General features: G+C 60.7%; 25 protein-coding genes and 1 tRNA gene. 15 read left to right on the top strand and 11 right to left on the bottom strand.

What is annotated here, in order from left to right; genetic code table 11:
- Positions 1-64 precede the first annotated feature (64 nt).
- The gene (gene rpe, locus TSACC_RS02390; RefSeq protein WP_075077801.1) at positions 65-718 is read right to left on the bottom strand and encodes a ribulose-phosphate 3-epimerase; all 654 of its coding nucleotides are present in this window, start codon (positions 716-718) and stop codon (positions 65-67) included.
- A 22-nt stretch (positions 719-740) separates the two neighbouring features.
- Between rpe and tadA the strand changes: the two genes are divergently transcribed.
- Complete coding sequence (gene tadA, locus TSACC_RS02395; protein ID WP_075077802.1) at positions 741-1,235, top strand: tRNA adenosine(34) deaminase TadA; 495 nt, start codon at positions 741-743, stop codon at positions 1,233-1,235.
- A gap of 122 nt (positions 1,236-1,357) precedes the next feature.
- Here the strand turns inward: tadA and TSACC_RS02400 are convergent, their stop codons facing one another.
- Complete coding sequence (locus TSACC_RS02400; RefSeq protein WP_075080551.1) at positions 1,358-2,899, bottom strand: amino acid permease; 1,542 nt, start codon at positions 2,897-2,899, stop codon at positions 1,358-1,360.
- A 419-nt stretch (positions 2,900-3,318) separates the two neighbouring features.
- Between TSACC_RS02400 and TSACC_RS02410 the strand changes: the two genes are divergently transcribed.
- Positions 3,319-4,722: an ethanolamine ammonia-lyase subunit EutB gene (locus tag TSACC_RS02410; RefSeq protein WP_075077804.1), complete on the top strand. Its 1,404-nt coding sequence runs from the start codon at positions 3,319-3,321 to the stop codon at positions 4,720-4,722.
- A complete protein-coding gene (gene eutC / locus TSACC_RS02415; RefSeq protein ID WP_075077805.1) occupies positions 4,709-5,476 on the top strand; it encodes an ethanolamine ammonia-lyase subunit EutC in 768 nt (255 codons plus the stop codon). Before TSACC_RS02410 ends, eutC begins: the two co-directional genes overlap by 14 nt.
- A gap of 2 nt (positions 5,477-5,478) precedes the next feature.
- On the opposite strand, the gene TSACC_RS02420 is transcribed toward eutC, so the two are convergent.
- On the bottom strand, positions 5,479-6,357 hold the full coding sequence (locus TSACC_RS02420) for a LysR substrate-binding domain-containing protein (RefSeq protein ID WP_075077806.1): 879 nt from the start codon (positions 6,355-6,357) through the stop codon (positions 5,479-5,481).
- A gap of 87 nt (positions 6,358-6,444) precedes the next feature.
- Here TSACC_RS02420 and TSACC_RS02425 point away from each other — a divergent pair, with 87 nt between their 5' ends.
- Both TSACC_RS02425 and TSACC_RS02430 read left to right on the top strand, forming a co-directional pair.
- Positions 6,445-7,476 carry a YeiH family protein gene (locus TSACC_RS02425; protein ID WP_075077807.1) on the top strand — a complete coding sequence of 344 codons (1,032 nt, stop codon included), beginning with the start codon at positions 6,445-6,447 and terminating at the stop codon, positions 7,474-7,476.
- A 13-nt stretch (positions 7,477-7,489) separates the two neighbouring features.
- The gene (locus TSACC_RS02430) at positions 7,490-8,662 is read left to right on the top strand and encodes a hypothetical protein (RefSeq protein ID WP_169809510.1); all 1,173 of its coding nucleotides are present in this window, start codon (positions 7,490-7,492) and stop codon (positions 8,660-8,662) included.
- Between the two features lie 21 nt (positions 8,663-8,683).
- On the opposite strand, the gene TSACC_RS02435 is transcribed toward TSACC_RS02430, so the two are convergent.
- Complete coding sequence (locus tag TSACC_RS02435; RefSeq protein ID WP_075080552.1) at positions 8,684-10,054, bottom strand: MBL fold metallo-hydrolase; 1,371 nt, start codon at positions 10,052-10,054, stop codon at positions 8,684-8,686.
- Positions 10,055-10,143: 89 nt separating this feature from the next.
- Between TSACC_RS02435 and TSACC_RS02440 the strand changes: the two genes are divergently transcribed.
- Both TSACC_RS02440 and TSACC_RS02445 read left to right on the top strand, forming a co-directional pair.
- Entirely contained in the window at positions 10,144-11,571 is a 1,428-nt protein-coding gene (locus TSACC_RS02440; protein ID WP_075077809.1) for a DUF1800 domain-containing protein, read from the top strand.
- A complete protein-coding gene (locus tag TSACC_RS02445) occupies positions 11,568-12,863 on the top strand; it encodes a DUF1501 domain-containing protein (RefSeq protein WP_075077810.1) in 1,296 nt (431 codons plus the stop codon). Before TSACC_RS02440 ends, TSACC_RS02445 begins: the two co-directional genes overlap by 4 nt.
- A 3-nt stretch (positions 12,864-12,866) precedes the next feature.
- Here the strand turns inward: TSACC_RS02445 and nagB are convergent, their stop codons facing one another.
- Genes nagB through TSACC_RS02465 form a run of 4 tightly spaced genes read right to left on the bottom strand, consistent with a single transcriptional unit; the run spans position 12,867 to position 16,097 of the window.
- On the bottom strand, positions 12,867-13,646 hold the full coding sequence (gene nagB, locus TSACC_RS02450; protein WP_075077811.1) for a glucosamine-6-phosphate deaminase: 780 nt from the start codon (positions 13,644-13,646) through the stop codon (positions 12,867-12,869).
- 2 nt (positions 13,647-13,648) lie between these two features.
- Positions 13,649-14,512 (bottom strand): PIG-L deacetylase family protein, encoded by an 864-nt coding sequence (locus TSACC_RS02455; protein ID WP_075077812.1) that lies wholly within the window; start codon positions 14,510-14,512, stop codon positions 13,649-13,651.
- The gene (locus TSACC_RS02460) at positions 14,503-15,522 is read right to left on the bottom strand and encodes a M23 family metallopeptidase (RefSeq protein WP_075077813.1); all 1,020 of its coding nucleotides are present in this window, start codon (positions 15,520-15,522) and stop codon (positions 14,503-14,505) included. Before TSACC_RS02460 ends, TSACC_RS02455 begins: the two co-directional genes overlap by 10 nt.
- Positions 15,519-16,097 (bottom strand): hypothetical protein, encoded by a 579-nt coding sequence (locus tag TSACC_RS02465; RefSeq protein WP_075077814.1) that lies wholly within the window; start codon positions 16,095-16,097, stop codon positions 15,519-15,521. Before TSACC_RS02465 ends, TSACC_RS02460 begins: the two co-directional genes overlap by 4 nt.
- Positions 16,098-16,164: 67 nt before the next feature.
- Between TSACC_RS02465 and TSACC_RS02470 the strand changes: the two genes are divergently transcribed.
- From TSACC_RS02470 to TSACC_RS02505, 8 genes are all read left to right on the top strand, one after another.
- Positions 16,165-16,851, top strand: coding sequence for a BsuPI-related putative proteinase inhibitor (locus tag TSACC_RS02470; protein WP_075077815.1), 687 nt, complete (start codon positions 16,165-16,167; stop codon positions 16,849-16,851).
- Between the two features lie 122 nt (positions 16,852-16,973).
- The gene (locus TSACC_RS02475) at positions 16,974-17,219 is read left to right on the top strand and encodes an acyl carrier protein (protein WP_075077816.1); all 246 of its coding nucleotides are present in this window, start codon (positions 16,974-16,976) and stop codon (positions 17,217-17,219) included.
- Between the two features lie 111 nt (positions 17,220-17,330).
- Positions 17,331-18,500 (top strand): class I SAM-dependent rRNA methyltransferase, encoded by a 1,170-nt coding sequence (locus TSACC_RS02480; RefSeq protein WP_075077817.1) that lies wholly within the window; start codon positions 17,331-17,333, stop codon positions 18,498-18,500.
- Between the two features lie 63 nt (positions 18,501-18,563).
- A complete protein-coding gene (locus TSACC_RS02485) occupies positions 18,564-19,181 on the top strand; it encodes a coiled-coil domain-containing protein (protein WP_153811214.1) in 618 nt (205 codons plus the stop codon).
- Between the two features lies 1 nt (position 19,182).
- Entirely contained in the window at positions 19,183-19,545 is a 363-nt protein-coding gene (locus tag TSACC_RS02490; protein ID WP_075077819.1) for a hypothetical protein, read from the top strand.
- A gap of 57 nt (positions 19,546-19,602) precedes the next feature.
- Positions 19,603-20,616: a thiamine pyrophosphate-dependent dehydrogenase E1 component subunit alpha gene (locus TSACC_RS02495; RefSeq protein WP_202815890.1), complete on the top strand. Its 1,014-nt coding sequence runs from the start codon at positions 19,603-19,605 to the stop codon at positions 20,614-20,616.
- A complete protein-coding gene (locus tag TSACC_RS02500) occupies positions 20,613-21,575 on the top strand; it encodes an alpha-ketoacid dehydrogenase subunit beta (protein ID WP_075077821.1) in 963 nt (320 codons plus the stop codon). Before TSACC_RS02495 ends, TSACC_RS02500 begins: the two co-directional genes overlap by 4 nt.
- Before the next feature lie 4 nt (positions 21,576-21,579).
- Positions 21,580-22,782, top strand: a complete 1,203-nt coding sequence (locus TSACC_RS02505) for a 2-oxo acid dehydrogenase subunit E2 (RefSeq protein WP_075077822.1) — start codon at positions 21,580-21,582, stop codon at positions 22,780-22,782.
- A 140-nt stretch (positions 22,783-22,922) separates the two neighbouring features.
- Here TSACC_RS02505 and TSACC_RS02510 read toward each other — a convergent pair whose 3' ends face one another.
- From TSACC_RS02510 to TSACC_RS02520, 3 genes are all read right to left on the bottom strand, one after another.
- Complete coding sequence (locus tag TSACC_RS02510) at positions 22,923-23,534, bottom strand: NUDIX hydrolase (RefSeq protein ID WP_075077823.1); 612 nt, start codon at positions 23,532-23,534, stop codon at positions 22,923-22,925.
- 232 nt (positions 23,535-23,766) lie between these two features.
- Complete coding sequence (locus TSACC_RS02515) at positions 23,767-24,753, bottom strand: TerC family protein (RefSeq protein WP_075077824.1); 987 nt, start codon at positions 24,751-24,753, stop codon at positions 23,767-23,769.
- A gap of 42 nt (positions 24,754-24,795) precedes the next feature.
- Positions 24,796-24,870, bottom strand: a tRNA-Lys gene (locus TSACC_RS02520).
- Positions 24,871-24,920: the final 50 nt, after the last annotated feature.

A 24,920-nucleotide genomic window follows, 5' to 3' on the forward strand; every position in this document is an offset into this window, starting at 1 on the left:
GCCAGCATGAGCGGTGCTCCGGTTTTTCCCCATCGGGGTGTTTCCGCAGGGAGCGGTCAGGCGGCTAACCTCGCAGGGCTTCGATTTCCGCGGCGGCATCGGATGCCTTGAAGACCGCCGTCCCTGCCACGAAGATATCCGCTCCGGCCTCGCGTGCGATCTTGGCGGTAGCGGTGTTGATGCCGCCGTCGACCTCGATATGGAAATCTGCCAGCCCCTTGGCGCGCCATTCTGCAGCCGCCTGGACTTTCTCGATGGTCTCGGGAATGAACGGCTGGCCGCCGAAGCCGGGGTTCACCGTCATGACGAGCAGGATGTCGAATTGTCCGATAAACGGCTCCACTTTCTCCAGAGGGGTCGGTGGGCTGATGGCCAGCCCGGCGAGACAGCCGGCGGCGCGGATGCGGGAAAGAGTCTGCGCCACGTCATGATCGGCCTCTACATGCACACTCACGGAATCCGCCAGAGGCGTGTACCGGTCGAGGTAGTGGTCCGGGCGCGAGATCATGAGATGGACGTCGATGTGCTTGTCCGTATGGCGGGTGGCTGCCTCGACGAAAGCCGAACCGAAGGAGATGTTGTCGACGAAGTGGCCATCCATCACGTCGCAATGAATCCAGTCACCGCCCGCCTCGGAGATGCGGGCGACTTCCTCGCCGAGGCGGGAAAAATCGGAGGCCAGAATCGAAGGTGCAATGATCGGGGTGCGGTCAGCCATGGGGATGTGATACTGTGCCGCGATGGATTTCGCCAGCGATGAGTTTTACATGGGGGAGGCCCTGCGCCTCGCCCGCAAGGCTTTTGCCGCCGAGGAGGTGCCGATCGGGGCCGTGATTGTGCGCGAGGGGCAGATCATTGCCCGCGCCTGGAATCAGGTGGAAATGCTGAAGGACGCAACCGCTCACGCCGAGATGCTGGCCATTACCCAGGCCGAGAGCGTGGTCGACGACTGGCGGCTCAATGATTGCGATCTCTACGTAACCAAGGAGCCGTGCCCGATGTGCGCCGGGGCGTTGGTTCATGCCCGTCTGCGCCGGGTGATCTTTGGCTGCATCGATGGGAAAAGCGGCGGAGGGGGAGGGCTTTTCAACATCCTCCAGCATCCGCAGCTCAACCATCGCTGCGAGGTCCAGAGCGGAGTGCGCGGCGACGAATGCGCCGGAATTCTCCGCGAGTTTTTCCAAATGCGGCGCGCTGCCGCAGAGCAACGGGCCGGGGAAAACTCCGAAGCCTGACCAGCCGTTGGCCGTGGTCGTCGCGATGAGGGACAACCACGGCGATTCGGGCCGCGAAATTTCAGCCACTGGAGAGGGGAGCGTCAGCGACGTCCCCTCCCGGGTGTGGTGATGAGAGTGACTTATGCGGCAGGTTCCGCCGGTTCTACGACCGGGGACTTGCCTTTATTCATCGCAAATTCCTCCTCCGGCGAGAGGATCAGCTTATGCCGGCCGATGAAGGCGAAGTAGGCGAGTCCCGCCAGATACCAGGCCAGCGCAGCATAGACGCCTTTTACATAGGAAGGGTCCTGCAATTGATAGTAGAGCGTGCACATCGCGATCACGATGGTCGCCACGGCTCCAGGGATGCCGAGCGGACTGCGATACGGACGCTCGATATGCGGCATCTTGATGCGCAGCAGGATAAAAGACAGGCCCTGGAAGGCGTATGAAAGCATCGCGCCAAAGACCGCCATGTTTAGCAGTGTGCCGCCGATGAGTGCTCCGCCAGCAGTTTCGCCAGCCGTAAACCAGATCGTGAGCAGCACAGCCAAACCGATGCCTGCTCCCGTGAACATCGCGACATGCGGGGTATGGCGCTTACCGTGAGTCACAGACAGGAAGGGAAGATAATATCCCGCGCGAGAGAGCGAGTAAATCTGGCGACCGAAGGCGAAGATGATCGTATGAAAGCTCGCGATCAGGCCGATCACCGCAAACAGGGCCAGCAGCTTGGCGATGCCTGCGCCGTATAAGGTGCGGAACCCATCGAGCAGCGGCTCCGCCGAGGTCGACAGGGAAAACGCGCCCTGCATCTGTCCCGGCGCAGTACCACCGATCGAGGCATTGAGCACCATGACCATTACAGCCGAGAAGATGAGTGTGAACATTCCTAGGATCAGGCCTTTGGGCATGTCCTTCTTGGGATCGTGAGATTCTTCCGCGGCGAGCGGGAGTTCCTCGATGGCGAGAAAAAGCCACACGGCAAAAGGCAGCGCGGCCAGCGCTCCACCGATTCCCTTGGGCAGGAATGATCCGCCGCCATTCGGAAGCTCGACAAAATTGCCATCCGGTCCGACCCCTATGTTCAGTGCCCAGCGGGTGAAGTCCGCATGCGGGATGGCGCTGATCCAGAAGATAACCAGCACGCCGAGAGCCATGAGCGTCACCGTCACCGAGAACTTGAAGGAAAGCTCCACTCCCCAGTAGTTCAGGGCCACAAAAACGATGTAGGCGCCGATCCACCAGAGCGGTTGCGCCGCCGATGGTGTCCCGAATATACTACTCATGTAGGACCCGATGAAGAATACGATGACCGCCGGAGTCATGATGTACTCGATACTCTCGGCCAGTCCCGTAATGAATCCGCCCCAAGGTCCCATTGCACTGCGCGCGAAGGAATAAGCGCCCCCCGTGTGAGGCAGAGCCGGGGACATTTCCGCCAGGCTGAAAATCAACCCGAGGTACATGATGGCGATCAGGATGGCGGCAATGAAAAGGCCGCCCCAACCTCCCTGGCCAATGCCAAAATTCCAACCTGAGAAGTGTCCCGAAATGACCGCTCCCACTCCCAGCGCCCACAGAGACCAGACCCGTGCGTGTCGTCTCAGTTTGCGTTTTTCAAAATACGAACTGTCCGCCTTCTTGTAGGTGACCCCTCCAACAGTTTGTTTGTCGCTCATGATTTTCTCCGCGAGGCGCGGCAGCATAAAGCGTGCCGTGGGGTATCTGCGAAAATCCTGAAACCTATGGCATGGTCTATGCTATTGGTTTTCGATTATTAGCTATTAGGATTTAATTGCGGGAAAAATCCTCTTACTCATGGGTGTCAACTTATTGGAGTGTAAGGGGATGAAGTCCTGCGGAGCCTTGAGTTCACTGGAGGGATGGGCGGGCGTCCCGCTGAGGGCAGGGCGGCGAATTTGAAGCGACGGAAAATCCGGTGAAGAAAAATCCTGCTGTGCAGAATTGCACATTACCGATGAGCGGCGTGAAAAGGAACTTCTTCGCGTTCGTTTTCGCGCAGGGATTTTTGAGTAAGGAAAAGTGAAACAACACACTCGTTCGCGGTGGCACGATAGGTGCTCGCTTCAAGAACCCGATGGCCTATCATTTGCAGCTTGGGAATTCGTCGTGGTCGTTTCGCGATCTTAAGACGTTGATAGCCAAGGCGACCCCGTTGCGATCTGGTGATCAACTGGCGGGAGTTGCGGCCCAGTCGATGGAGGAGCGTGTTGCTGCGCAGATGCGGCTCGCGGAGCTTCCGCTTCAGACCTTGCTCGATGAGCCGCTCATCCCGCCGGAGGAGGACGAGGTGACCCGGTTGATCCTGGAGACGCATGATGCGGAGGCATTCCGCCTCGTGTCCCATTTCAGCGTGGGCGAGTTCCGCGAATGGTTGCTCGATTACGAAACCGATAGCGATACGCTTGCCCGAGTCGCGCCCGGCATCACTCCGGAGATGGCGGCTGCGGTTTCCAAGGTGATGAGCAATCAGGACCTCATCCTCGCCGCGAGCAAGATGCAGGTCGTCACCAGGTTTCGAAACACCGTGGGCCTGCCGGGGCGGCTCAGCGTGCGGCTTCAGCCGAATCACCCGACGGATGATCCGCAGGGAATCGCGGCATCGATTCTGGACGGCCTGCTTTATGGGTGCGGCGATGCCGTCATCGGAATCAATCCCGCCACCGACAATCCCGCAGCTTGCGCATCGCTCATGCGGCTGATGGATCGCATCATCCAGGAATACGAGATTCCCACGCAAAGCTGCGTGCTCACGCATGTCACGACGACCATGCAATGCATGGAGCGCGGCGAGCCGGTCGATCTGGTTTTTCAATCCATCGCGGGAACCGAGGGCGCGAATGCCAGCTTCGGCGTCACATTGAATCTTTTGCGCGAAGCTCGCGAGATGGCGCTCACCCTGGGGCGTGGGACGGTTGGCGACAACGTGATGTATTTTGAAACCGGCCAGGGTTCCGCACTCTCCGCCAATGCGCATCACAATGTCGACCAGCAAACCCTGGAGGCGCGGGCTTATGCGGTGGCGCGGGAATTCCAGCCGCTGCTGGTCAATACGGTCGTCGGATTCATCGGTCCGGAATACCTCTACGATGGCAAGCAGATCATTCGCGCCGGGCTGGAGGATCACTTCTGCGGCAAGCTGCTCGGCGTGCCGATGGGCTGCGACATTTGCTACACGAACCACGCCGAGGCCGACCAGGACGACATGGATGTGCTGCTCACGCTGCTCGGGGTGGCCGGATGCAACTTCATCATGGGGGTGCCCGGCGCGGACGACATCATGCTGAACTATCAATCCACCTCCTTTCACGACAGCCACTATCTCCGGCAGGTGCTCGGCAAGAAGCCTGCGCCGGAGTTTGACGCTTGGCTAAAGAAGATGCAGATCTTCAGCGAGGAAAACCGGCTTCGCCAGATCGCCTCATCCCACGCTTTGCTGCAAGCCCCGGAAGCCGCCCTGCCTGCCCATGGGAACTGCTGATCCCTGGCCGCATTTGCGGACGCATACTGCAGCACGAATCGCCCTCGGTCGCGCGGGCGCCAGCCTGCCTACTGCGCCATTGCTCGATTTCAAGCTGGCCCACGCGCGGGCGAAGGATGCGGTGCTGACGCACTTCGACCCGGAGTTGCTTGCCGCGCAGCTTCGCCCACTGGATCCCGGCCTCCTGATCGTGGAGAGCGAGGCGCAGGATCGCGCGACCTATCTGCAGCGTCCGGATTACGGACGGCGGCTTTCCGCGGAATCCGCTACAATGCTTTCTGCGCGTGCGGCGATGCCCGGGCCGGACCTTGCGATCCTTGTTTCCGACGGACTCTCCACCACGGCGGTGATGACGCAGGCGCTGCCGGTGCTGACGGCCCTGCTGCCACTGTTCCGCGAGGCAGGCTGGATGCTCGCACCGCTGCTCGTGGTGAAACACGGTCGCGTGGCGATTCAGGATCAGGCGGGGGCTTTGCTCCATGCGCAGCTGAGCTTGATCCTGCTCGGCGAGCGCCCGGGGCTCGGGTCGCCCGATAGCCTTGGCGCGTACTTCACCTACAATCCCGTGCCGGGTCGAAGCGATGCCGAACGCAACTGCGTCTCCAACATCCGTCCACAGGGACTCGATCCCGCGCTGGCGGCGCGGAAACTCTTTCATCTCCTCAGCGCCAGTCGTCACCTGAAGCTCAGCGGCGTGAATCTCAAGGACGACGAACCCCTCCTGGGAGGAGGCGTCGTTTCGGAAATCGCGTAGCGTCAGGACAAAGCCGACAGGAAAATCTGCCGCAATCCGACCGGGTCCGGTCCGAGGGGCAGGATGGCGGAGAACGGGCGGCGAATTTCCAACCCCTTGATATTGGCGATGTCGAGCGAGGCGGTCGCGAGCTCCTGAGTGATGGCGATTCTGGAGACGCAGCCGACCCCGAGACCGGCCTCCACCGCGCGTTTGATTGCCTCGGTGCTGGGCAGTTCCTGCACGATGCGGCGCTTGCGCGGGTCGAGTCCCACGGCGTTCAGCGCGCTCTCGATATAGCGGCGCGTACCGGACCCGTGCTCGCGGGAGATGATGGGGTATTTCAGCAACTCCGAGGGAGGGACCGCTTTTGGGCGAGCCAGCGGATGGCCGACAGGGACGATGAAAACCAGCAGATCATCAAAGAAGCGCCGCACCCGCAGGTCGCGCCGGCTGCAGGGACCCTCAATAAGCCCCAGGTCGATACGCTGGCCGAGCAGGTGCGAGATCACGGCATCCGTGTTCCCTTCAACAACCTCGATCTCGACTTCGGGATGGCGCATTTTGAAGGAGGTAAGCACGTTGGGCAGATAATATTGCGTCACCGTCGTGCTGGCCCCGAGGCGCAGGCGACCGCGCAGAAGGCTGTCGTCCTTGCGGATTTTTGCCATCACCTCATCCTCCATCCAGGCTACCTGACGGGCGTGCTCCAGGAGAACGACGCCAGCCTCGGTCAACGCGACGCCCGAGCGGGAGCGTGTGAGCAGCGTGGCTTGATAAGTTTCCTCCAGCATCTTGATATGCCGGGTCACGGCGGGCTGGGAGATGTTCAGCACCCGCGCTGCCGCGCTAATGCTCTGATGTTCAGCCACCCGCGAAAAAACTTCCAGCCGGTAATCCATGAATAATCAACAGCTCATAACATCAAGTTATGGTAAATTCAAAAGCGATATTACCTGTGATTATGGGATTTTCCGTATCAAGGAAGCGTGAAATTTCGATGTCCTCATTTCCGGACAGGGCTGGCGCTCACGGCGTTGATCGCGGTGCTGGCTTTCAACCTGGCGCATCTACCGGGGCTGGAGCACGTGGGGGCGCTTTCGCTGGCTCTATTGATTGGCATCGCAGCGCGGGCCTTCCTCCATGTGCCGGAGCATCAATCGGTGGGCATCGGGTTCTCGGCCAAGCATCTCCTGCGTATCGGCATTGTCCTGTTGGGCGTTCGCTTGAATTTTGACCTCATCATGCATGCCGGTCCGCGCATTCTGATTCTTGCGGTATCGGTTATCATCACCGGCCTTCTCTTTATTACGTGGCTGGGACGGCGCGCGGGGTTGCCGGGATTGCTCCCTGTGATCCTGGCGGTGGATAGTTCGATCTGTGGAGCCTCGGCGGTGGCGGCGACGGCTCCCGTCATTCGCGCCAAGGCCGAGGACATGGCGCTCGTCATTCCGCTTTGCAGTCTTATCGGTACCGGAGGCGTGCTCGCGCTCACGGCCATGCAGGGCATCTTGCATCTGGCGCCCTCGACCTATGGGGTGCTGGCGGGATCGACCCTGCACGAGGTGGCGCAGGTCATGGCTGCCGCCTCGGCGGTTCCGAGTGCTCTTGAGCCTGGGGCCGTGACCAAGCTCATGCGCGTGCTCTTGCTGGCTCCCACAGTGCTGTTGCTGGGATTCATCTTTCCCGCTCCGCAGGGAGCCGATGCCGAGGCGGGCGGCTCGAGGTTGGGGGCCATCCTCAAGTCGATCTGGTTTGTCTTCGGCTTCGTGTTGGTCGGCGTGTTGAATACGGGGCTGCTCCGGGCTTTTCCGGGGCAGGCAGAAACTCTCGCCGTCATCGATCAGCATGTGCTCACCCTCGCGACATTCCTCATGGGAATGGCGATGGCAGGGCTGGGGTTGCAGGTGGATTTCACGGATATCCGCCGCAACGGTCTGCGCACGGCGGGCGTCGCTCTGGCTGGCTGGCTCGTTCTGGTGGGTCTTGCTGCGATGGAGATCTACGTAATGAAGCTCTAGAGCGATATTCCCCATGGCGTACTGGTTACGGCTATGCTATCGCACGGGAATGGGAATCGTAGCTCGATGCATGGCCCTGGCTATCGGGGCGGCCGGTATGGCAGCGTCAGCCTGGGCGCAGGCCGTGGATCCGGATCAAACCTATACGGTTCCGATCTATGTTACCGGGAGCCACTCTCCGGCGAACTACCAGATCTACGTGAGTCAGAATGCGGATGGCAGCGATGCTGTCCCGTATCTTTTCGATACCGGGTCGCCAAACATGTTCACCGTGCAGGGGACGAATACCTCCATCGCGCCGACGAATACCTTTGTCTTCGGAGACGGCGACCCGGTCTACGGGTACTACGTCGAGGGGCGGAGCCTGAGTCTCACCACGAAAGCCTCTGTGCAGGTCACGCCCGTCGTTTCAAACTTCAACACGGCCATGGTCGTTCAGATCAATGGCAATACGGTCGCAAGCAGTACGCCGCTGGCCGACGGCACCTATGGAGACTTTGGGGCGGGACTTTACGGCACGAGCACGCTGAGCACGCTGCTGACGGCCCTCCCCATCGGCAGCAACGCCCGGCTCGGGTATGTGGTCAATGTGGCGGGAATTTCCTCCGGTGAGGGGGCGCTCACCATCGGCCTTACCCAGCAGACCATCGACACCCTGACGAACTCGCCGGGAGCGATCCAGCTCCATATGAATCACTCGGGCGACCAGATACAGGGGCCAGATGGCCGCCTGATCACCGGCTATCTCAAGGGTGTCGCCGTGACCACAGTCACGGTACAGACGGCTGAGGGGGTGGCGTCAGCGGATCTGGCGACAGTGTTTGATACCGGAGGCGGACCCAATGGTGTGATCTACTATGGGAACTCCAGTACGCCACCGGGAGTTTTTGATGGCTACCTGCCCAATGGATCGTTCTCTCTCACCTCCCCCGACGGAGAGACTTTTGATTCATGGGTGGGCAGCAGCCCATGGGGAGGCTCCGTGGCGGTGATCGGCAATCAGGCACCGAGCGAGAATCGGGTGAACTCTGGCGGGTATCTCTTCGAGAACTACGTGGTCATGTACGATCTGGAGTCGGCCGTGCTTACGTTGGTGCCCGTGCCGGAACCCTCGACATGGACCCTGCTGGCCGTAGCGGTTCTGCTCGTGGTTCCTGCCGTCATCCGCAGGAAGTCCCGCGGATAGGCACCCCTCTTGAAACGTCGTCTAGAGCGAGATCTTCTTCCCGGGTTCCGGGATGAGCACCTCAGTCTCGGGCAGTTCCTTGTAGATTTTCAGCTCGAACCATTCGATCGCGGAGCGATCGCCATGGACGAGGACGATCTTCTTGGGCCGGAGGCCGACAGCGTAGTTCAGGAGCGTTTCGCGTGAGGCGTGGGCGCTAAAGTTAAACTCCTGGATGTTGCACTGGAGCTTGATCGGAGGCTGCTTCGAGTCGAGGACGACTTCATCGCCAGGATTGGCGGAGCGGATGCGCCCGGCAGGAGATTCCGGATCGGAGTAGCCGACGAAGAAAAGGCTCTGGTTGGGATCTCCGAGGATGCGTCGACAGAAGAGATTGGAGAGAGTGTTCTCCGTCATCATGCCGCTGGACAGGGCGAAGATGCATTTCTTCCGCGGGGCGATGGTAAAGACCTCATTGCCCGAGAGGACATAGGGAGCCATTTCCTGGAGGAGCTGGAGTTCCGGATGGGCTCGTTGAGGGTCGTGGGAGAGAGCGTCGTAGATGTTGGTGAGCTTTGTGCTCAGGCCACCGATGTAGATCGGCACAGGGGCGAGCAGGCCTCGCAGACGCATTCGCCAAAGCATGGCGAGGAGTTCCTGGGTCTTGCCGAGGGCAAAGACGGGGATCGTCACGCTGCCTCCGCGGTCGAAGGCCTCGCGGATGGAGCGGGCGAGACGTTCTTCCTCCTTCGCGCGGGTAAAGCCGATCGGCGTCGGTGAGTCGCCACGCGTGGTTTCCATGATGAGCGTATCCACGCCGCTCTCGGGGAAGTCTGCTCCCTGGATGAGCGTCTGGTTGTCGAAATTGACGTCGCCCGTGTAAAAAACCTTCTTCCCATCGCAGCGAATCAGCACTCCGGCTGCACCGAGGATATGGCCGGAGTTGTAAAACTCGATGGTCGGGTTGTCCTTGTCCGTGGCTCGCTCTCCAGTGAGCGTGTAACGCTGGTTGGGCTTGCAGGGGACCCACTGCTGGCGGGAGAACTCGACACCCCGGTGGGTGAAGAGCGGGTACTCGGTCAGGTTGTGCTCCTCGCGCTGGCGGAGCATGACATTCACCGAGTTGTGCAGCATCACATCGGCGATTTTTGCCGTGGATTCCGTCATCAGGACGCGAGCCTGGGGTTCCCGGCGGGTCAGGAACGGGAGCGAGCCGAGGTGATCCTGGTGAGCATGCGAGACGATGATGGTCTGCACGGAACCGGCTGGCACCTGGGAATAATCCGGAGTAGCGCTCAGGCCCTCGTCCTTGGGGTGCAGTCCGGCGTCGATAATCACGGACTGGCCTTTGATCTTTAAAAGATAGGAGTTTGCACCGATTTCGACGCGTCGCGTGAGGTTGATCAACTCCATAAACAACGGTATGCAGGGAAACGCCCGGCTGGAAAAGAAATTCTCGCCTATCGAAACTTTCGATCTCGTGCTTTGTTCAATCTGCTGACATGCCCGCGACGAAATCCAGCGATGCTTGGACCCCCTTGCTAGCGGCTCATCTGCTGAGCCGGGCAGGCTTTGGGGGATCGCCTGAGAGTATTTCCTCCCTTCACGGCATGGGCCGCACGGCTGCTGTGGAGTACCTGCTGGCCGGGGACGAGGACACGGATATTTTTCCTCCCCCCGAGCTCACGCCGGTGGCCGAGGCCTATTGGGCGTTTCGCCAGGCAAACATGATGGCGGAGGGAGAGGAGAAGCGCGAACTCTTGGGAGAGCTCCGTCGCGCTCAGGACGAGCAGCTTCGCGCTGTACGGGCCTGGTGGCTTCAGCGCATGCGCTACACCCGGTATCCCCTGCGGGAAAAGATGACGCTTTTCTGGCATGGGCACTTTGCCACCAGCTTTGATAAGGTAAACAGCGCCAATCTGATGTATCAGCAGAACGAGACGTTCCGCACGCATGCGCTGGGAAACTTCAATTCGCTGACCAAGGACATTTCCCGCGATCCCGCGATGATGAGGTATCTTGACCTCAACCGGAGCGAGGCCAAGCGGCCCAACGAGAATTTCGCGCGGGAGTTGATGGAGCTTTTCACTCTGGGCGAGGGGGTGCGATACACGGAGACTGATGTGCGCGAGGCCGCCCGTGCTCTTACGGGCTACCGGATGACCCCGGCCTCAGGTGCCTTTCGCTATCAACCCAAGGCTGCCGATCAAACCGAGAAGACCTTCCTGGGACGGACCGGCAACTGGAATGGCGATGACGTCATCGACATCATCTGCGAGCAACCCGAGTGCGCAGCCTTCATCTCTCGAAAAATCTGGGTTTACCTCGCCGGTACGGAACCCGGGCCGGACCTGCATGCCCGGCTGACACGGCATTTCCAGGATTCCCGATACGAGATCAAGCCGCTGTTGCGGGAGATCCTGCTCAGCCCGGAGTTCTATTCCCCCCAGGTCGTGCGTCGTCAGGTGAAAAGCCCGGTGCAGTGGCTCGTGCAGATTTCCCATTCCCTGGAGGCGCCGCTGCCTCCGCCGAATGCCTGCGAGTTCATCCTTCGCTCCATGGGGCAGGTGCTTTTTGCTCCGCCGAATGTGAAGGGATGGGCCGGGGGGCGCAGCTGGATCAACGGGTCCACCTATCTGTTGCGCTGCAACCTCGCCGGAACCATCGTCGGAGCGGACGACAAGCCGCTGGATAAATCCCGCGATGCCATCCCGGTCGAGTGGGACCGTATCGCTCCCGCCGGGTTGAGGGGGAATCCCGAGGCCATGTGCGATGCCTTTGCTTTTCGCTTTCTTAATGTCCCGCTGGAGCCGACGGACCGCCAGAAGGTGGTCGCCTTCCTCGCCAAGCGCGGACCCGAAATTAACGATGCCACGGTCAAAGACTGTGTGCATCTCATCATGAGCACCCCGGAGTTCCAACTCACATGAGCGACGAACAGACATTACGCACTCGCAGGCAATTCCTCCGCACCGGCGTATTGGGCGGTGCCATGGCCTGGACGCTTCCCGCCTTCATTGAAAAGACCTTCTTTGCCCTCGATGCGGCGGCGGCGGATTCCGCCTTGCAGGTGGCGACGGGCAAGGACAGCCCCATCCTCGTCATTCTTCAGATGGCGGGCGGCAATGACGGTCTGAACATGGTCGTGCCCTATGGAGATGATGCGTATTACCGCGCCCGCCCCAAGATCGGTCTCGCCGCAGGCAATGTGCTCAAGGTCGACGACCATATCGGGTTGCACCCCAGGCTGAAGACCCTGCGCGGGTTTTATGACGAGGGCCGTCTCGGCGTCATCCAGGGCGTCGGATATCCCAATCCCAATCGCTCCCATTTTCGCTCGACCGACATCTGGCAGACGGCGACCGACTCAAACAAATTTGCCAACAAAGGCTGGCTGGCGAATTACTTCGACTCCTGCTGCAAGGGCGAAGACCCCGTCGTCGGGGTGTCGATCGGCTCGGAAACGCCGCTTTCATTCTCCGGCAGTGCTGGTGCGGGGATCACGCTCTCCCGGCCCGACCAGTTTCGCTTTATTTCCAACGATCCGGCGGCTGGGGAGGCCTTTGCCGATATGACGAGTTTATCGGACAATACAGGCGGCTCGGTCCAGTCGCTATCCGGGGACAAGGCGCAGGGCGATGGCAATACACTGGATTTTGTGAGGCGTACCGCTTTGGACGCCCGCATCAGTTCGGATCGCATCCTTGAGATCACCCGCAAGTCCAAGGCGCCCGTCTCGTATCCCGGAGGGCGGCTTGCGACAGATCTGAACCTCGTGGCCCGGCTTATCGCCGGAGGGCTGCCCACGCGGGTTTACTATGTCTCCCAAGGCGGGTACGACACGCACAGCGGGCAGCTGGGTTCCCACGATCGGCTGCTCGGCGAACTGGACTCCTCTCTGGGTGCTTTCGTTGCCGACCTCAAGGCCCAGGGGAATCTCGATCGCGTGACGATCATGACTTTTAGCGAGTTCGGCCGCCGCGTGGCGGAAAATGCCAGCGGGGGAACCGACCACGGGGCGGCCGCTCCGATGTTTGTCCTGGGCGGAAAGGTGAAGGCAGGCTTGCATGGCACACAGCCGAGCCTCACTGAGCTCGGCGATGGGGACCTGATCTACACGGTTGATTTCCGCAGCGTCTACGCGACGATGCTCGACAAGTGGCTCCACGCTCCCAGCGAGGCTGTGCTCGGGCGGAAGTTCCCGTCGCTGGGCTTTGTGTAGCGGCTAGCGCTGCCAGCCGGGCTTGTTGTCAAAGACCCAGCGGTAGTAGTCCGTCCGCTGGAGTCTTGAAGCGGCGGCCTCGTCGATCACGATCTTGGCCGTCGGATGAAACTGCAGCACAGATGCCGGCACGTTGGCAGTCACTGGTCCCTCGACCGAGGCGGCAATGGCGTCGGCCTTGCCCTGACCGAAGGCGAGGAGAAAGATCTCCCGTGCCTCCATGATAGTGCCGACCCCCATGGTGAGGACGTGGTGGGGGACTTCCTCCGGGCTGGAGAAAAAGCGGGCATTGTCCTCCCGGGTGCGGGGGGTAAGTGTCTTCAGCCGCGTTCGCGATGAGAGCGAGGAGGAGGGTTCATTGAATCCGATATGGCCGTCTCCCCCGATGCCGAGGAGCTGAAGGTCGATGCCGTTGTAGGCTCTGATCTTGGCTTCGTAATCCGCGCAGGCGGCGGACACGTCGGAGGCCTGCCCGCTGGGAATGAAGGTGCGCCCGGGGTTGAAATTCACATGCTGGAAGAGATTTTCCTGCATGAAATGGTGATAGGATGCCGGATGCTCCGGGGCCAGTCCCAGGTATTCGTCGAGATTGAAGGCTGCGGCGTGGGAAAAGTCTGCTTCACCGCGTTGGTGGAGCTGGATCAGCTCGCGGTAGACGCCGACGGGGGTGCTTCCGGTCGCGAGACCGAGCACGGCGGCAGGTTTGGCAGAGAGGAGGGAGGCGATGCGACCGGCGACATAGCGGCAGGCAGCCTCGGGGGTGGGTTGAATGATGATTTCCACGATTACAGAGAGAGGGCGTGGCCGAGCTTGGTGCGGATGTCGGCGCGTAACCGGTCCACAAAGCCGAGGGTGAACTCCAGCGGATCGAGTGAGTCGTCCGTGATAAGCGGGGTGAGGTCGAGCGCGAGCGAAGCGCGGGAGACCGCATCGGCGGCGTGGGAATTGCCAAAGGTGGCATTGGCGCAAAGCCGGCCCACCGTGGCGAGATCGTAGCGTTTTCCGCCCGCGATCTGGGAGTCAAAGATCCCGGCCAGGGCGGAGAAAAGATGCTCGCGCTGGCTGACATCGAGAATGGTCTTTTCGGAGTCGATGACCCAGTCGAGTCCACGCCAGCCCTCGTAGCCGAGCAGCTGCCGGGGGCGTTTTGCCATCGGGAGGCTGCGCAGGGCCTTGAGCGTGGCGCTGAAGACCGCCAGGTGCGTCTCGTGTTTGTCGGCGGGATTGTGGGTGTAGACGACTTCCGGGCGAAGCTCGGATACCAGCTTCGCAAGATCACTGGCGAGCAGGGCATTGTCCGCTGATTTCAGCTGCTGGGAACTAAAGTCCAGCTGGGCAAGGAGACGATATTCGCCCGTCACGGCGGCGGCCCGTTGCTCGCGCTGGCGGATGGTGCGCATTTCCTGATCCGAGACCTGGCCGTATGGGCCCGTGCGGGAGCTGCCGGCGCCATCCGTGCAGATCACCCCGGCGAAGGCGCGCCCCGGGACATGGTAGCAGGTCAGGATGCCGTGAAACGCATTGAACTCGAGGTCGTCCTGATGAGCCCCGATCCCGAGGTGGGAAACTCCTTCGGCGAGTACGGCTTCGAGTGGTTTGCCGTCGGGAATGAAGAGATCAGCGTCAGGTTGCGAGAGGGTCAGGGCCATGCGAGGAGAGCGGCGAATCGTTTGCCGGAGTCTGTCAGGCGGGGCGAGGCGCCCGGCACGCCGGTGATCAGTCCCTTGGTGGTGTAGGTATAGGCATCGCCGGTATCCTTTACCCACAAGGCAACGGGACCTTGGAGAGGCTGGTTGAGCGCCTCGACGCGAATTGGCACGCCGTGGCGGGTGAAGGTGATGGCCCACGCCTGGGGATTGGCTGGCTGGCCGGCAGCGAGCCAGGGGTAATTCCTGATCAAGTCGAACGTCGGCCTGGCAGGAATCCCGATCTTGAAAGCCGGTTCCTGGTTCGCGACGTGGCTGCGGATATCGAGATTTTCATTCTGCTGCGAGGCGATAAGTACCTTCGCCGGGTCCATGCCTACGAGGTTCAGTCCGTTGTAGAGTCCGTGTTTATTGGGACTGCCCGGGAAATTCGTGGCATGCCAGCTGTCGAAATTCCGGCTTAGGAGCATGCACACCTCGAAATGAACGTGCGCTCTCGGCCGATCGATGCCTGCTCCGGTAAATCCCATCTGGCCAATCGTTTGACCCTGGCCGACCGCCTGCCCCGGTTCCACTGCGATCGTCGAGAGGTGAGCGTAAAGGGTGTAAAACGGAGAGCCGCCCCATTGATGCTCGATCACGACATAGCGACCGTAGTTGGAGGCGCCTGCCTCGCGACTCACATGCACCACCTTGCCAGCGGCAGCGGCCTTCACAGGATCGAGCGGATTTCCCGCCGCGTCGCGGGTGAGGGGCTTGATGTCGATGCCCTCATGGATCTGCGCGTAGAGTACCTTGCTGCCGACGCGCACCGGGCCGCGGACGTAGCCAAATTGCCCGCCCTGCCAGGGCTGGCTCTTTTCACCCTCGAAATCGCGGTTCACGTACATGAAGAAATCCTGCGGCCGACCATCGAGGATGGCGTGGTTGGCCGTGGGGAAATCAATGAGCGGGGCTGCGCCGAGCGACAAGCTGGTCGCAAGCAGCAGGAGACCGGCAAATCCTCTGGTCATTGGCTGATGACCTTCTGGTTCTTCTTCTTGGCCTCTTCCTTCGCCTCGGCTGCCTTCTGCCGCTCGGATTCCTTCAGGATCGTCATCGCATTCTTTTTCTGCGTGGCGAATTCCTTTTCCTTCCCGATGATCGGGAACTTTGTCTGCAACTGCGTGATTTCCAGCGGGGAGAAGCCCGTGGGAACCATGAGCAGGCCGTCCTTGATTTTCTTGTCCACCTGCATCGCGGGACCGACACGTCCATTGATCAGGACCACGTCGAGGGTATCGCGGGATGCGGTGGTGTGTTGCTCGAGCTTATTGGTCCCGTTGGCATCGAGTTGGAAATACGCGCCGATCGAGCCGGAGTTGTCCTGCGCGGGGAAGGGATAGAACGCCACCACGTCCTTTTCGGAGATGATGGGGACTTTCTCGATGAATATTTTCTTCTGCGGGTTGAAGAGCTGGATTTCCGCGACAAAAGAATCCCCGCCCTTGGAGTTGCCTTCCGCGTGGAGGCGTACCGTGACGAGGTATTTATCAGCTGCGATGAGAGGACTCAGGGAGAGTAGGAGGAGGCACAGGATGCGGCCCATGTCGGGATCATAATTCTGAACTCGGGATTTGCAACACGCGCGGCCCTACAGTAGCAAGAGACTCCTGATGAAACGCCGTTACCTCGCTCTGATTGCCATCCTGCCCCTGGCCGCCCAGGCTCAGGAACTCAATCCGGCTGCGGACAAGGTGGCTGCAGAGCAGGCTGCGGCGGCTTTTGCAGTCCGTCCGATCGATGAAAGCAGTCCGTTCTTCGTTCAGCGCGAGCGGGCCAAGTTTGACCTCAGCCAGGCTGGCCAGGCCCGGACGGCTGATGCCAATGTCGCCGTCTATCCCAAGGTGAAAAACAGTGAAAATGCCGCCTCCACCATGGTGACGCGCTTTTTCACCGACATGTTTTCCTCGATCCACATCGGCCGGCTGCGCCAGGAGCCAACGACTGAGACGCTGACGATCGAGCCTAAAAGCTTTTCCGTCGGTGACCGCCGCGAGCTGGATACCACCTACGTCGTGCGTAACAACACGAACAAGCTCTTGCGCCTTGATTTCACGACCAGCCAGCGCATTGAGATCATCACCCGCGACGCTTCAGGCAATGTGATCGACAAATGGTCCGATGACCGTGCTTTCAAGCCCCAGGAGGGCATCATCATCATCAACCCCAAGGAACGCATCCAGTATAACGAGACTGTTCCGACGCGTGATATGAAGCCTGCGGAGCCCTACACGATCCAGGCGGATGTCGTCGGCTATCCCGACTACTCGGCCAATAAGGTCGTAACGCCCTCGCCCTAGACGCGATTTCCTCTTGACGTTGCTGGAAAATCGGCAATTTTGCCTCCCCTTACCCGCGTGTAAATATTTGTTGCCAAAGCGACAGACGAACACTACGCCTACCTACCAACTAAACATCTGCCATGTCCGAAAAATCCATTGAAGAAAAAGTAAAAGACATCATCGTCGAGCAGCTGGGAGTGAATCCCGAGCAGGTTACCCCGAGCGCCTCGTTCATCGAAGACCTCGGTGCGGACTCCCTCGATACCGTCGAGCTCGTGATGGCTTTTGAGGAAGAGTTTGGCGTTGAAGTGCCGGACGAGGACGCTGAGAAGCTCCAGAGCGTCGGCGACGTCATCAAGTACATCGAAGAGCGCAGCCAGAAATAACGCGCGTCATTCGTTTGTCGATTGACCTTTTGCGTCCCGAGCGCCTCGGCGTTTCGGGACGTTTTTTTTCCGGGCGACGCTTCTTCGTCCGGCTAGATTGAGCAGTTACCTATGGCCGGACTCGTCATTCGTCCCCGCGCCCGCATCTTGCATGGCCACGACTGGGTTTACTCCAGCGAGGTCCTCAAGGTATTTGGCAATCCCGTCGATGGAGATGTGATCTCGATCAAGGATGGCCGGGACAAGCTTCTTGGCACTGCCATCTACAACTCGAAGTCCCAAATTGTCGCGCGGCGCTACTCCCGTCGCCGCCAGGACCTCGATCTCGATTTTTTTGTGCGTCGCATCACCCAGGCCATTGAGTGGCGGGTGAATGCCGGTTGCGATCCCACGCTCAGCCGTATCGTCTGGAGTGAAGCCGATGGCCTGCCTGGTGTGGTGGCCGACCGATACGGGGATGTGATCGTCCTTCAGACGCTTACGCTGGGCATGGACCAGCGCAAGGACCTCATCGTGCAGGCGCTCGCTCAATTGCCCGGCGTTGCGACCATCATTGAGCGCAATGACGCGCCGATCCGCTCCGCCGAGGGGATGGAACTCGTCACCAGCGTGCTTTTTGGCCAAGACCCAGGCGACCGGGAGATCACTCTGCGCGGGATCCGTTTCGGGGCGAATTTCCTCCACGGCCAGAAAACCGGACTCTATCTCGATCAGGCTGACAACTACGCTGCGGTGGCCCGGCTGGCGCAGGGGAAGCGTGTGCTGGATTGTTTTTCCAACCAGGGTGGTTTTGCTCTCGCCTGTGCTCTCAATGGGGCAGCAGCCGTCACCGCCGTGGAGAGCGGGGCGGAAAGCGCCCGCCGCCTGCGGGAAAACACCGATCGCAATGGAGTGACCGTTCAAACGCTGGAAGCCGACGTCTTTGAAATTCTCAAGGATGCCGAGCGCGCTGGCAGTCAATACGACCTGATCATTCTCGATCCGCCGTCCTTCACCAAGGCGCGGGCAAAGATCAAGGATGCCATCCGCGGTTACCACGAGCTGCACCTGCGTGCCGCCCGGTTGCTCGCGCCTCATGGTCTGCTGGCCACGTTCTCCTGCTCTCACCATGTGTCTGCCGAGGAGTTTGAGTCCACCGTCGCGAGCGGTCTGGGTGACGCCCGGCGATCTGCCCGGGTGCTGGCCCGGCTGGGACAGGCCACGGATCACCCTGTTGTGCTTCATCTGCCGGAGACCCACTACCTGAAGGGGCTCATCGTGCAATTGATGCCCGGCAGGTAGTTGTTTCTGCTGGAATTTTCTCCGCATCGCCGTACTAGTGGTGCAAGCGTAAGCATTTATCTCATGCCATCGGATTTTACCAAGGACCCGGACCCTTACCTGGAACTGCAGGAATCACCGGAGGACCTGGGCGATGAGGTCCAGAAAACCAATACAGAACTCGAGAAGCTCAAGAGGCAGCTCGAGGACATCGAGAAGCAGAAGCAGCGCCTCGAGGAGCTGAAGCGACGTCAGGACGAGCTGGAAAACGGTCGCATCGACATGACCGACAAGCTCACGCGCTCCCTCGTGACCGTGCAGCGCGAAATCGAGGAATCCCAGAAGCGTCTCGAGCAGCTGAACCAGATTTTCAACTCCTTCACCCAGCATCTTCGGTACATCGAAGGCATCAATGCCAAGTCTTGGGGCACCAATGAACTGCCCAAGGAATTGAGCAAGGCATTGAGCGCCGTCGAGGACGCCCGTGCCGACTACGCCAAGGCGCTTCCCAAGATCACGCCCGACCTGCCGGTCGAGGCCGCCCCGGCCGCTGCCGGCTATGAGGCCGAGTACGGCTATGCCGAGGAGCGTGGTTTTGTTTACTGGCTCAAGAGCGGCGTGGCCTTCACGCTTCCTCTCTGGGTGTTGGGTATCGTGGGACTTCTCGTCTGGATCTGGTCGATTTCTACGGGAACCCACTAAAATGGCGAAGCCCAATGGACCGAAACGCTCCCGGCTTTCCGCCGAGGAGCAATTGCTCGAGCGCCAGCGCAATGAAATCGTGCGCCGCCAGGAAGAGCTGGAGCGCCGTCTCAAGCAGCTCCCTGTCGTCCTTGAGGCCCAGGAGCAGCAGAAGCGCGCGCTGACCGAGCGTCGGGCCAAGGAGGCCGCTCCCGCCATCTCTCCCTACATGGGGAGTAGCATGCGCCGCCGCAATCGCACCAAGGGTCGCAGCCTGCGCACGCCCTCCCGTGAACGGTTTCTGGTCCGCTCCAAGACGATCCTGCTGCTTTTTATCCTCGCTGTGATTGTCTGGCTTCTCATGCGCCAGATTCCTTCTGTCTAGAGGAGTGAATAAGGAAAGCATTGCAGCCTTGGTAGGCACTGCGTAATTCTTTCGGGAATGTCATCCGACCGCGGGAGAGAGACCGCCCCACGCACAGAGTATCTCAAGGCGTATCGCGTCATGCTGATGGCGCGAGTCCTCGAGGAAAAACTGTCCAGCCTGTATCGCGCCGGCCATATCAAGGGCGGCGTGTTCCTTGGCCGCGGCCAGGAGGCTCTCAGTGTCTCCGTGGGCATCAATTTACGCAAAGGCGATATTTACGCTCCGCTCATTCGCGACCAGGCCGGTCGCATGGCTTTTGGCGATACCGCTCTCGATACCCTGCGCACCTACCTGGGTTCGCAACTGGGCTCCATGAGAGGCCGCGACGGAAATATTCACCGTGGACGTCCCCGCGAGGGCTATTACGCGATGATCAGCCATCTCGGCGCGATGATCCCAACCGTCACTGGCGCTCTGCTCGCCCGGCGTTTCCGTGGGGAAACCGGGGTGGTCGGGGCCACTTGCATCGGCGATGGCGGAACCTCGACGGGCGCTTTTCATGAAGGTCTCAACGCGGCCGCGGTGGAGAAGCTTCCCTTGATCATGGTCGTGGCGAACAACCAGTACGCCTATTCCACTCCCAACGACCGGCAGTATGCCTGTGCCGACCTGCTCGACAAAGCTGCTGGATATGGCGTGGCTGGTCATGATGTGGACGGCACGGATCTGGGCGCGTGTCTTGAGGTGCTGGGCAAGGCTGTCGCGGCGGCTCGAGCCGGAGGAGGCCCCCAGTTGATCGTCGGTCGCCTGCTGCGACTCGTCGGCCATGGCGAGCACGATGATGCCAGCTATGTCGATCCGGCCCTGAAGGCCTCCCATGTCGGGAGAGATTGCCTGAAGGTGGCGGAGGACTACATCGTGGAAAATGGCTGGGCGACCCCGGAGGAGATTGCCTCCTGGAGGGTCGAGGCCAAATCCGAGGTGGATGTCACGGCAGCCAAAGTGCTGCGCGAACCCGCTCCGGACCCGAATGAGGAAGAGTGGATGGCGATTTCCGAAACCCGCCTCCAGGATAATTTTGCCGCATGATCACGTATCTCGACGCCATCCGCAGTGCCATGGATGAGGCCTTGGGCCGCGATCCACGCGTTTTTCTTTACGGCCAGGATATCGGGTCGTTTGGCGGCGCTTTCAAGGCCACCAAGGGTCTCGCGAAAAAATACCCCGGCAGAGTGATGGATGCACCACTCAGCGAGGACGCCATTGTCGGCATCGCCATCGGTGCGGCCATCGAGGGGATGCGCCCGATCGTTGAAATGCAGTTTGCCGATTTTTCGACGTGTGGGTTCAACCAGATCGTCAACCACGCGGCGACGCTCTTTTATCGCACCGAGGTATCCTGCCCGATCGTGGTGCGGTTGCCCTCGGGGGGCAGCCCTGGCGGCGGTCCTTTCCATAGCCAGAGCATGGAGGGGCTTTATGCCCAGTACCCCGGCTTGGTCGTGATGACTCCCGGCACGGTGGAGGATGCCTACAGCATGCTCCTCGACGCGGTGACGATCGACGATCCGGTGATCTTTTGCGAACACAAGTTTCTCTATAACCACCTGCGAGCCGAGGAGTTGCCCAAGGAGACAACCCCCATTGGCAAGGCTCGCATCGTACGGCATGGCCGCGATGTCACGGTGGTGACTTACAGTGCGATGGTCCACGAGTCCCTCGCCGCTGCGGATGAACTCCGCGAGGACGGTTATCAGGTCGAGGTGGTGGACCTGCGCACGGTCAAGCCGCTCGATACCGATACGGTACTGGCTTCCGTCGCCCGCACAGGACGGCTGCTCTGCGTGAGCGAATCTTTCCCATGGGGAGGCGTATCGGCCGAGGTGATCGCGCGAGTGACGAGTGAGGGCTTCGGCCTGCTCGACGCTCCTCCGCAGCGCCTGAGTGCAAAAGATACCCCGGTCCCGTATCACCCGAATCTTTGGTCGTCGCATCGGCCGACGGCGAACGCGATCGCGTCCGCGTTACGACGCCTGCTGGAAATGTAAAATTATGGCCCGCGTTCCCTTGCTCATGCCCCAATTGGGCGAATCCATCGCCGAGGCGACCATCCTGCGCATCCTTTTCAAGGAGGGTGACGCGGTGGAGGCCGATCAAGATGTCATCGAAGTCGAGACGAACAAGGCTGTGATGGGCGTGACGTCGTCCAACACGGGCCTCCTCATGGAGATTTCCGTCGAGGAGGGACAGAGTTATCCGGTCGGAGCTGTCCTTGGCTACATTGAGGTCAGCGATGAGGAGGCTCGCAGGCTGGGACTCGATGAGGCTCCCACCGAGGAAGAAAAGGTCACACGCAAAAAAGAGGCCAAGCGCCCTGCCGCACCGCCGGTGCCGCAGCAGGTGGAGCCGACCGTGCAGGGACTCCCGGTTCCCGCCCATGCGGGGGGAGCCAGCTATCTTTCGCCTCGTATGAAGGCGCGCATGACGGAACTTGGTCTCCATGCTGCGGATCTCGCGGGCATTGCGGGTCGAGGGGCCGGCGGTCGTGTCACCATCGAGGATCTCGAGCGCTTCCTGGAGGATCTCGAGCGCAACCGCATCACGCCTGCCTCATCCATGCGAGTGGCTGTGGCCGATGCGATGCGCCGCAGCGCCACCCGGCCGCTGGCCACCGTGGTGCTGCCCGTTCGCATGGACACGATGCTTGCGCATCGCCGCACCCAGGTTCCTCATAAGGCGGGTCCGGCCCTTTATGCCATGCGTGCACTGGCCGTGGCTCTTTCTGAAAACAGCGCCCCTGCGGGCCGCCTGATTGGTGACCGTATCGTGCATCCGCGCTCGATCGATATCGGGTTTGCCGTGGAGGCCGAGGACGGCGTGCTCGTGCCGGTCATCCGCAATGCCGACCAGTTCCGCCTTGTGGATCTCATCGATCGGTACAATCGCCTCGTGGATCTCGCCCGTCAGCGTCGCCTGCCTGCCGGGGAGACTGGAGGCTCCATCGCGACCGTGACGAATTACGGAGTCTTTGGCCTCACGATTGCCACGCCGATTCCGCTGCCCGAGCAGACCCTCCTCCTGGGAATGGGCGCAGGGCAGACCGTGCCGCACTGGGATGCGGGAAAAGGTGCATTCGTTCCGGTCACGGAGGCGGCTTTCACGCTGAGCTTTGACCATCGCGTGCTCGATGGCGGCGCAGCAGGCCGACTGCTTCGCCGCGTCGCCGAGCTTCTGAACAGCCCGGACGAACTCTAGAGTATTCTCGGAAAGGGGAGATGATCCGGGCGGTGTGAGCCGCCAGGAGTCCCGATGCTGTCGCGCAGGCTTCTTGCCTGGGCCAAACCTCATCGCGTTTCAGAGAACGCCCCTGCTTAATGGCTGGAGCGCGGGCGGCATCAGTTAAAGTAACATGGTCGGGCCGCGTTCCTTTGAAAAGCGTGCGCCCGGCGAATTTCCTCCGCGGAAACGCGATCCCGGTCCAGCGCGGGAAGGTTGTCGGTCGGGAAAAAACCGATCTCCGTGCTTTCGATGCTCGTGCGGGCTTCCCCGCCGATGATCTGGCAGAGAAAGAAGATCTTGTAGATCGTGTGAGTATGGACGGGAAAACCCGCCAGTTCCCGATCGATGACAGAGGTGATGGCCACGGCTTTCACCTGGTAGCCACTCTCTTCCAGGAATTCCTTTTCCACGTTTTGCGCCGCGGAGAGATTCACGTCGGCCCATCCGCCTGGCGTGGTCCAGAGGCCGGAGCTTGATTCCTTGATCAGCAGCACGGAGTCTCCCCGGAAGGCCACTCCCCGCACATCGACTTTTGGTGTCGGATAGCCTGATTCTGCCGGCCAGCGAAAACCGCTTTGCCCGATTTCCACGGTCATGATCTCTCCCGCCATCTCGCGCAGGCGGTTGAATCGCTCGCGGTCAAAGGGATCTTTGGAGAAGGCAAGTCCGGCCTGTGAAATTGCGGCGAGTTCGCGGGAGACCTCCAGAAGAGAACGGGGAGCAGGCATGAAGTGCGGGATGCGGGATATTGCCGGGTCGAGCGTGTCAATGCACGATAATTAGCATTTCCTTCGTTGCTGTTAGGAGTCCGCGCAGGCCCTGTCTTCCCGCTTTCCCGCGCTGTTAGCTAATGAAACCAGATGCATGGCGCACGGAAGTTTGCGGCGCCGCCGGGGCAGGTGATGCCTTCCGCCGGGCGATATTGGCTGATCCCCTCGGTTTTGCGCGGTGCGGCGGAGATCAGGCGTCGCCGTCGGACTGGTTGTCGCGGGAGGAACCCTTTCCGGGCTTTTCCTTGAAGGCGAGCGAGGCCGCGATCGAGACGAAAAGCAGTGCCGCGACGACAATGAGCGATTGCTCCGTCTTCAGGGCAAATGACGTGCCCGAGAGCAGCATCTTCGTGCCGATGAAGACGAGGATGGCGGAGAGTCCATAGTGCAGGAAGCGGAAGAGCTTCAGGATGCCGGCCAGGGCAAAATAAAGGGCGCGCAGGCCCAGGATGGCGAAGACGTTGGAGGTGAAAACGACGAAGGGGTCCCTCGTCACCGCCAGTACAGCCGGGATGGAGTCGACGGCAAAGATCAGGTCGGTGGTCTCGATCGCCACGAGGACCACGCAGAGAGGCGTCGCCATCAGGCGGCCATCGACCCGGTTGAAGAAATGGCTGCCCCGATAGTTCTGGTCGATGGGAACAAGACGCCGGAAGAGCTTTACCACTGGATTCTGCGATGGGTCCTGATCGTCCTTGTCGTCACCGATCATCTTGATGCCGCCGTAGATGAGGATCGCGGCGAAGATATAAATGACCCAGTGAAACCGCTCCAGCAGAGCGATACCGGCGAAGATCATCGCCGCGCGCATGCACAGAGCGCCGAGGATACCCCAGAAGAGAATGCGATGCTGGTACCGGGCGTCGACGCGGAAATACCGGAATACCAGCGCAAAGACGAAGACATTGTCGACGCTGAGCGCCACCTCGACGATATACGCGGTGAGAAACTCGATCGAAGCCTGACCGCGATGCGCGGCGGAACCGTAGTTCCCGATCCAGCCCATGTAGAGTCCCAGACAGAAGATGAGCGCCAGGGCGACGCGGAGAGCGGTAGACTGGAGCGCCTCGGAGAGCTTGAGTTCGTGGACCTTGCGCTGGAATAGCCCGAGATCGGCAGCCATCAACACAGCCACCACAGCCAGAAACAATACCCACCAGTACCAGTCAACAGACATTGAGCGATTCTTGGGAACCGGCTACCCATTCCCGGTGAGGGGTGGTGCATCGCGTAGGACTCGAACCTACAACCAAGAGATTAAGAGTCTCCTGCTCTACCATTGAGCTAGCGATGCATTGCGGATCGAAGGTGATAATCACCCCCGGCTCGTCGGCAAGGAGGGTG

The organism is Terrimicrobium sacchariphilum (assembly GCF_001613545.1).
Lineage (GTDB): Bacteria > Verrucomicrobiota > Verrucomicrobiia > Chthoniobacterales > Terrimicrobiaceae > Terrimicrobium > Terrimicrobium sacchariphilum.